We start from the raw sequence: 1000 nt of genomic DNA, 5'->3' as shown, positions 1-1000 counted from the left end.
AGTTTTCGAAGACGAGGGTGGTGTCGAAGAGTTGGGGGTGGGGGGTGAGGTTGTGGATGGTGGTGAGGCTGGTGTGGTGGTGGTCGAGGAGGGTGGTGTGCTGGTGTTGGAGGCGGTGCATGAGGGTGAGGAGGGTGTCGTTTTTGTGGGTGGTGGCGCGGGTGGGGATGGTGTTGATGAAGAGGCCGATCATGTCTTCGATGCCGGGGATTTCGGGGGGTCGGCCGGAGACGGTGGTGCCGAAGACGATGTCGTGGTTGCCGGTGTAGTGGGTGAGGAGGAGTGTCCAGGCGGTTTGTATGGCGGTGTTGAGGGTGAGTCCGTGGGTGCGGAGTTGGGTTCGGAGGGTTTGGAGGGTGTGGGTGGGGAGGGTGGTGTGGTGGGAGTGGGGTGGTGTGGGGGTGTGGTGGGGGGTGAGGAGGGTGGGTTGGGTGAGGCCGGTGAGGTGGTTTTTCCAGGCGGTGGTGGCGGTGTGGGGGTTTTGTTGGGTGAGCCAGGTGAGGTAGGTGCGGTAGGGGGTGGGGGTGGGGAGGTGGGTGTCGTTTCCGTTGGTTTGGTAGAGGGTGAAGAGTTCGCGGATGGCCAGGGGCATGGACCATCCGTCGAGGAGGATGTGGTGGTTGGAGATGAGGAGGTGGTGGGTGGTGGGGGTGAGGTGGGTGAGGGTGATGCGGATGAGGGGGGGTGTGGTGGGGTCGAAGCGGGTGGTGCGGTCGGTGTTGATGATGTCGGTGAGTTGGGTGTGGGCTTGGGTGGGGGTGAGGTGGGTGAGGTTGTGTTCGGTGAAGGGGATGGTGACGTGGCGGGGGATGATCTGGATGGGGTTGTTGGTGCCGCGGGTGCGGAAGGCGGCGCGGAGGTTGGGGTGGCGGTTGATGAGGGTCTGGGCGGCGTTTTTGAGGGCGTTGGTGTCGAGTTCGCCTTCGAGGGTGAGTTCGAGCTGGACGGCGTAGACGTCGGGGGTGGTCTCGTCGGTGTCGTAGAGGGCGTGGAAGAGCAG

General features: G+C 64.1%; 1 protein-coding gene. It reads right to left on the bottom strand.

Features of this window, described 5'->3' with window-relative positions:
- Positions 1–1000 (bottom strand): condensation domain-containing protein (locus ACFC1X_RS40830; protein ID WP_376364849.1); only part of this gene is annotated, 1000 nt, incomplete at both ends.

It is taken from the genome of Streptomyces sp. NPDC056128 (assembly GCF_042263835.1).
GTDB lineage: Bacteria > Actinomycetota > Actinomycetes > Streptomycetales > Streptomycetaceae > Streptomyces.
This window is presented reverse-complemented; position numbering and strand designations above follow the sequence as displayed.